This is a genomic window from bacterium, assembly GCA_018814885.1.
Classification (GTDB): domain Bacteria; phylum Krumholzibacteriota; class Krumholzibacteriia; order LZORAL124-64-63; family LZORAL124-64-63; genus JAHIYU01.
This window is the reverse complement of sequence record JAHIYU010000114.1, coordinates 1-5,861: the sequence shown is the minus strand read 5'-3', so window position 1 is coordinate 5,861 and position 5,861 is coordinate 1. Positions and strand designations below refer to the sequence as shown.

Here is a 5,861-nt window from a genome sequence, read left to right as displayed (position 1 = left end):
TGCACCAGACACCTATCGAGGTTCACGGCTCATCCCGGATGAGCCGGCGAGGCCTGGACCTCGCGACCTGGAAACACATCGGTGCCCTCGTACCGACCCAGTCAAACGTCGGGTTGAACGTGCATCTCGTCCTCCAGTTAGTCGTCGGGCTCGGGTGAGGTGCAGGACAGCGGATCTCGGATCATGTCCTTGTCGGGGAGCGGAGCGGTCCTCCAATCAAAAGCGCGGGCTGCCTTGGCCTCGATCCCGGTGCCGCTGCGTGGTCGCTGCCACATGCGTATTGACGGCATCGGTCGGCACACCGATGGCCCTGCCGTTGCGGCTCCAGTTAGACGTTTGGCTGAACCGCTCCCTCCCGTTCGGGCCCTCAGGAACTTCGCCATTCGAACACCTGGTCGCGCTTGAGCATGTAGTAGACGGCGCGACCGAGCTTGTGGGCGAGGATCGACAGGGACTTCGCCTTGCCGTGCTTCTTCTCCAGGCGCTTCTTGAACTTCATGCCTTCGGGGTTGTTGCGCAGGAACAGGACCGCCGCCTCGGAGAACGCCCACTTCAGGTGGGCATTTCCGATCTTGCCGCCCCCGCCGCCGGTCCGCTTGCCGGCCGACTCCTTGGCGCACTTGACCAGCCGGGCGTAGGAGGCGAAGTCCTGTCGTGAAGGGTGGGTTGACCGGCGCGCCCTACTTCGCGAGTACGACCCGCGTCGAAACCACCGTACCCCCGATCTCCAGGCGCGCCAGGTAGACCCCGCTGGGCTGGTCGTGCGGCGTCCAGCCCGCCGTCTGCCGGCCGGTCCCCACGGTTCCGTCCAGCAGGACGGCGACCCGGCGGCCGGCGAGGTCGTGGATCGTCAGCCGCGCGCGACCGGCGGCCGGCGCCGTGAACGCGATCACGGTCCGCGGGTTGAACGGATTCGGGTGGGCGGCGAGGCGCGGCGCGAAGGTGGTCGCCGAGGGCGCCGCGTCCTCCTCGACCGCGGTCGCGCCGGGGGTGACGTCCAGGATCAAGCCCTCGATGACCGTCAGGCCGTAGGGAACCTCCTCGGGCAGCAGGTACCAGCCGTTGTAGGAACCGCCCCAGCCGAAGTTCAGGTGGTAATAGTCGTCGCTGTTGTAGCCGTCGACGACGACGTTGTGGCCCATCGTCCAGCCGGGATCGACCACGGCGAGGTGGGTCGGGTTCGCGTCCTGCATCTCGGCGGCGAGTGCGGTGAAGAGATCGGGGGCGTCGGCGAGGAGCAGCCGGCACTCGGCGAAGCCGAAGCGCTGGTATGCGGCGTACGCCTGGTCGACACCGTACGTACCCGATACGCTGGCGGAGTAGACCTGATGCGCCGCCACGCCGCACGCGAACACCAGCGCCGCCATGTCGGTGCCGGTCGGGGGCACGCCCGCGGTCCAGTGCCCGGTCAGCGTCGTCAGATACCCGTTGAGCGTGACGAAATCCGGAAAGTCGTACTCCGCGGCCGCGTCGGGAATCCAGTAGGCGTTGCCGGCGAAGTTGTGCCAGTAACGGTCGCCGTCATCGAACTTCATGCCTCGGGTCGACTCGTGGTAGTTCAGGATCATCCCCATGGCGACGGCCGGGCAGCCGGCCACGCTGCGGGCGCCGCCGGACGCGCGGTCCTGCGGGCAGAGCGTGTTGTAGGGCGCGCCCTGCGTCCAGTTCGACCGCAGCCAGCCGCCGGTGGGCGTCGACCCGGCGGGTGGCCATTGCTCGAAGCGGGCCGCAACGGGCGAGCCGGTGCGCAGGTCGTCCCACTCGGCGCTCCAGTCGGCGAGGGTCGCGGCATCGATCCGCTCGCGGGCCGCGATCCGCGCTTTAAGATCCGCAGTCAGCAACCGCAGCAGCGGGTTGTCCGCCTGTGCGCTGTCCGGGTAGGGGGATTCGAGCGCGTAGGCGATCACCGGCGGCAGGTCGGTATCGGCCGCGACGACCACGTAGCCGGTCGGCTCCAGCGCGAAGATCCGGGCCAGGGTGCACTCCCCCTCCACGACGTCGGCTTGCCGGCCGATCGCGCGCCCCGTCGCGCCGATGCGCTCCAGATGCGCGCGGGCGATCGCGCGAGAGACGTCAAGATCCGTGGGCGCGGCCGCAACCCAGTTCGTGACGGCGAGCATCGCGCCGAGAATGGCGACCGGGACAAAGCGCAGCTTCATGGGAGGACCTTTCTCGTTACGGGGCGAACGCCCGAGTCAGGAACGATGGTACGGGCGAATGAGGCCTTTCGATGTCCATCATCCGGCATAATCGTCGCAAAAGTGTTGCGCAAGACGCGGATTCCGGGGGCCCGCGGGCCGGCGATCATCCCGGGTCGAACGCCTCCGTTGCGAGCATGCGGGCGTAATCGCGCACATCCACCGGCCAGTCTCGTGTTCGGGCGGCATAGGATTTCCGGTCACCGGCGAACAGGGCCCGGCACGCGTCCTCGAAGCCGGGTTCGTTACCGGCGATGGCCGACATGAAACGATAGGCTGCTTCCCGGGATCGCCGAATCCGGTCCTGGTCCCGTTTGCCGCTGCGCGCCTGCTCCACGAGCTTGCGCAGGGTGACCGAGGCCCCGCCGGGTTGTGCATTCAGCCACTCCCAATGGCGCGGCAGAAGGGTGACCTCGCGACCTACGACGCCCAGTCTGGGGCGTCCCGGCGGGCGCCGCGCCGGGTCGGCCCCCGGGGACTCGGTGCTCGTGGCCGCATGACGGGCCGACACGTCGTCGACGCTGCCGCGCAGATCCAGATCCACCTGCTCGCCGGTCGGGTCGGCAAAAACAAGGACCGCTCGGGGTTCCTTCGCCTCAGCAAGGATCTTGACCGCCAGAGCGACCTGGGCCCGATCGCCTTGGGCAACCCGCTCGGTTCCCGCGAAGGCCGTGTAGAGTTCATTCGTGTTCATCCGTTTTCCTTGGATTTTGGTCTGGAGATGCGAATTATACCCGGGAATGACGGGTTTGTCAATATTATCCGGGTAATAATATGTGGGCGTATCTGCGAGGTAGATATATGACCGTCTGCCTTCACATTGGCAGGCGGGCGGGCGGTGACTTCCGGTATTGCGGTTTCTTCAGGCGTGTTCGCGGCACCGGGTTTTCACGGAACTACACGCTCGTCTACTCGCCGCTCTGTGCGGTCATGTCTGCATTGGCTGTCTGGCTTTCTTCGGGCTATTGAAGGAACGGGCGCCAATAATGCGATCTGGACCCTGCATCCGAAATACCTCGATCCGCGCGGTCTGGTCGCCTTGTGGCGGGAAGGGCTGCTGGCCCAGGCCGTGCTGCGGGGCAAGACGAGCGGCTACCGGCAGCATCCCCGGCTCGTCCGGTTCCGCCGCTGCCCGTCGCCCCTCGGCGCTCTCGCCGGGTATCTTCGCGTCGTTCATGCGGAGTCGCTGGCGTCGCAGAGTGGGAAAGGATCGCTGGCGCCGTCCGGCACGTACGTTAGCGGCAGAGGACGGCGAGGCGCCGGACGTTTGTGGTATCCGGGCGACGCCTGACCCGAACGCGCCGTCGATCGCGCCCTACTCCGCCCCCAGCGCCACCACCGGATCCAGCCGCGCCGCCCGCCGCGCCGGCAGCAGCCCGCTGACCAACCCCACCAGCACGCTCACCGCCAGGGCCAGCGCCACGTAGAGCGGCGGCGTATGCACCGGCAAGCCGGGGACCGCCGCATGCAGCAGCCGCGAGGCCCCGAACCCGGCCAGCAGCCCCAGAATACCGCCCGCGCCCGAGAGCATCGCCGCCTCGGCCAGATACAGGGCCAGGATCTGCCGGGGCGTGGCGCCGATGGCCTTGGCCAGGCCGATCTCGGCGGTGCGCTCGTTCACCGTGATCCACATCATGGTCAGGATGCCGATGGCGCCCACCAGCAGCGAGATGGCGCCGATGCCTCCCACCGAGCCGCTGACGACGTCGATGATGCGGCCGAAGCTCTCCAGCATGCCCGTCTGCGTGGTGATGGTGAAGTCCTCCTCGCCGTGGTGGCGGTCGATCAGCAGCTCGCGCATGCTCTCGGCCACCGCGTCGATCAGCGAGGTGTTGGCGATCAGCAGATCGATCTCCTGCAGGTCGTCGCGGTTGAAGAGCGGCATCGACAGCGCCACGGGGACGTAGGCCGCGTCGTCGATGTCGAAGCCCAGAAACTGGCCCTGCGGCGCCATGACCCCGATCACCCGGAACCTCTGCCCGGCGATGCGCACGTGCTCGCCGAGGGCGTTGGCCTCGCCGAACAGCTCGCGCTTCAGCGTGGGGCCCAGCACGGCCACGGGCGAGCCGCGGCGCAGGTCGCCCGCCGGCAGGAAGCGGCCCTGGCGCACGCCCATGCTCCACACCTCCGGTCCGTCGGACGTGCTGCCGTAGATGAAGGTGTTGCGCATCAGCTCGCCGTACTCCACCGGGGCGGTGCCCATGGTCACCGGCACCGCCTTCGCCACGCCGCGCAGGCGCAGCAGCGCCTCCATGTCCGCCAGGGTCAGCTCGTGGACGGTGCCGCCCAGGCCGGGCATGCCGGAGGTTTCCGAGTGGCCCGGGTTGATGGACACCAGGTTCGTGCCGAACTGGGTGAACTCGGACACGATGTGCTGGCGCGCCCCCTCGCCGATCGAGGTGAGGAGGATGACCGAGGCGACGCCGATCACGATGCCCAGCGTCGTCAGCAGCGAGCGCAGCCGGTGACGGGAGACGGCGCGCGCCGCCTGGACCATCACGTCCTCGAGGATCATGCCGCCACCTCCTCACGCTCTCCGGCGCATGAGCGCGTTCACCGGATCCAGTCCCGCCGCCCGGCGCGCGGGCAGCCCGCCGAACAGCAACCCGACCGAGACCGAGACGGCCAGCGCCGATGCCACGGCCCAGGCCGGCGGCGAGGCCGGCAGTTCCGGCACGACCGCCTGCAGCAGACGGCTCGCGCCCCAACCCGCGCACAGTCCCAGCAGGCCTCCCGCGGTCGAGATCAGTGCCGCTTCGGCCAGGAACAGCGTCACGATCTGGCCGCGCTGGGCGCCGAGCGCCTTGAGCAGGCCCACCTCGGGCGTGCGCTCGGAGACCGAGACCAGCATCACGTTCATGATGCCGATACCCGCCACGGCCAGCGAGACGGCCGCGATGCCGGCCAGGGTCAGCGTCAGCACCCTGAAGATCTGGTTGAAGGACGCGAGCACGGCGTCCTGGGTGATCAGGGTCACGTCCTCGACGCCGTGACGCTCCGTCAGCACGGCCAGCGCCGCCGCCCTGGCGGCTTCCATGTCGCGCGGATTGCGCACCTCCATCAGCACGCGGAACAGGCTGGTCCGGTTGAAGAGCCGCAGCGCGGTGTCCACCGGCAGGTGCACGACCTCGTCCAGGTCGAAGCCGACCGAGGCGCCGCGCGGCGCGAGCACGCCGATCACCCGGAAGCGGAACTCGCCCAGCCGCACGGTCTCGCCCAGCGGGTTGGCGCCGGCGAACAGCTCGCGGGCCACCTTGGCGCCCAGCACGCAGACCGGGGCGTCCCGGGTGTCGGCCGGGAGGTACCGGCCCCTCCCCATCTCCAGCCGGCGCATCTCGAGCATGGGATTCGTGGTGCCGAAGACGGTGATCTCGCGAGCGCGCTCGCCGTGGCGGCCTGTAGCCAGGCACCGGTCATGCCGCCGCTCATGCCGGCGAGCGGCCCACCCCCGGGCGCGCCCAGCTACCGCTGCAGCGGCGACGTGAGGCTCGGCGACGTTCCAGCGGAGGCCACCTTCCACGAAGGCGAGCTGTGGGTGCGCGGCGCTGACGGGGCGCTGGTGTCCCTCGACATCGATCGCGGTGAGATAACGCAGCACTTTGCCGGCGAGCGCGTCGTCGACCTACACCGCGCCAGCAACGGCGTGCTCTGGGCATAGATCGG

General features: G+C 69.1%; 7 protein-coding genes. 1 reads left to right on the top strand and 6 read right to left on the bottom strand.

Translation table 11 applies throughout. The features are described 5' to 3' along the window. Positions 1-367: 367 nt before the first annotated feature. The 3 genes from KJ554_07575 to KJ554_07565 form a co-directional block, all read right to left on the bottom strand. Positions 368-628, bottom strand: a complete 261-nt coding sequence (locus KJ554_07575) for a hypothetical protein (GenBank protein MBU0742188.1) — start codon at positions 626-628, stop codon at positions 368-370. A 52-nt stretch (positions 629-680) separates the two neighbouring features. Then, the gene (locus KJ554_07570; GenBank protein ID MBU0742187.1) at positions 681-2,159 is read right to left on the bottom strand and encodes a thiol protease/hemagglutinin PrtT; all 1,479 of its coding nucleotides are present in this window, start codon (positions 2,157-2,159) and stop codon (positions 681-683) included. A 145-nt stretch (positions 2,160-2,304) separates the two neighbouring features. Next, positions 2,305-2,892 carry a DUF2239 family protein gene (locus KJ554_07565; protein ID MBU0742186.1) on the bottom strand — a complete coding sequence of 196 codons (588 nt, stop codon included), beginning with the start codon at positions 2,890-2,892 and terminating at the stop codon, positions 2,305-2,307. A gap of 80 nt (positions 2,893-2,972) precedes the next feature. Here KJ554_07565 and KJ554_07560 point away from each other — a divergent pair, with 80 nt between their 5' ends. Next, the gene (locus tag KJ554_07560; GenBank protein ID MBU0742185.1) at positions 2,973-3,167 is read left to right on the top strand and encodes a DUF3995 domain-containing protein; all 195 of its coding nucleotides are present in this window, start codon (positions 2,973-2,975) and stop codon (positions 3,165-3,167) included. Here KJ554_07560 and KJ554_07555 read toward each other — a convergent pair. The 3 genes from KJ554_07555 to KJ554_07545 all read right to left on the bottom strand — a co-directional run bounded on the left by KJ554_07555 (position 3,127) and on the right by KJ554_07545 (position 5,796). After that, the gene (locus KJ554_07555; GenBank protein ID MBU0742184.1) at positions 3,127-3,375 is read right to left on the bottom strand and encodes a hypothetical protein; all 249 of its coding nucleotides are present in this window, start codon (positions 3,373-3,375) and stop codon (positions 3,127-3,129) included. The two genes, KJ554_07560 and KJ554_07555, sit on opposite strands and share 41 nt — an antisense overlap. A 138-nt stretch (positions 3,376-3,513) precedes the next feature. Continuing rightward, positions 3,514-4,713: an ABC transporter permease gene (locus KJ554_07550; GenBank protein ID MBU0742183.1), complete on the bottom strand. Its 1,200-nt coding sequence runs from the start codon at positions 4,711-4,713 to the stop codon at positions 3,514-3,516. 12 nt (positions 4,714-4,725) lie between these two features. Beyond that, positions 4,726-5,796, bottom strand: coding sequence for an ABC transporter permease (locus KJ554_07545; GenBank protein ID MBU0742182.1), 1,071 nt, complete (start codon positions 5,794-5,796; stop codon positions 4,726-4,728). Positions 5,797-5,861 lie beyond the last annotated feature (65 nt).

Coding starts and splice junctions, on each gene's coding strand:
- KJ554_07570 (MBU0742187.1), bottom strand. CDS start 2,159: ATGAAGCTGCGCTTTGTCCCGGTCGCCATTCTCGGCGCGATGCTCGCC.
- KJ554_07565 (MBU0742186.1), bottom strand. CDS start 2,892: ATGAACACGAATGAACTCTACACGGCCTTCGCGGGAACCGAGCGGGTT.
- KJ554_07560 (MBU0742185.1), top strand. CDS start 2,973: ATGTGGGCGTATCTGCGAGGTAGATATATGACCGTCTGCCTTCACATT.
- KJ554_07555 (MBU0742184.1), bottom strand. CDS start 3,375: ATGAACGACGCGAAGATACCCGGCGAGAGCGCCGAGGGGCGACGGGCA.
- KJ554_07550 (MBU0742183.1), bottom strand. CDS start 4,713: ATGATCCTCGAGGACGTGATGGTCCAGGCGGCGCGCGCCGTCTCCCGT.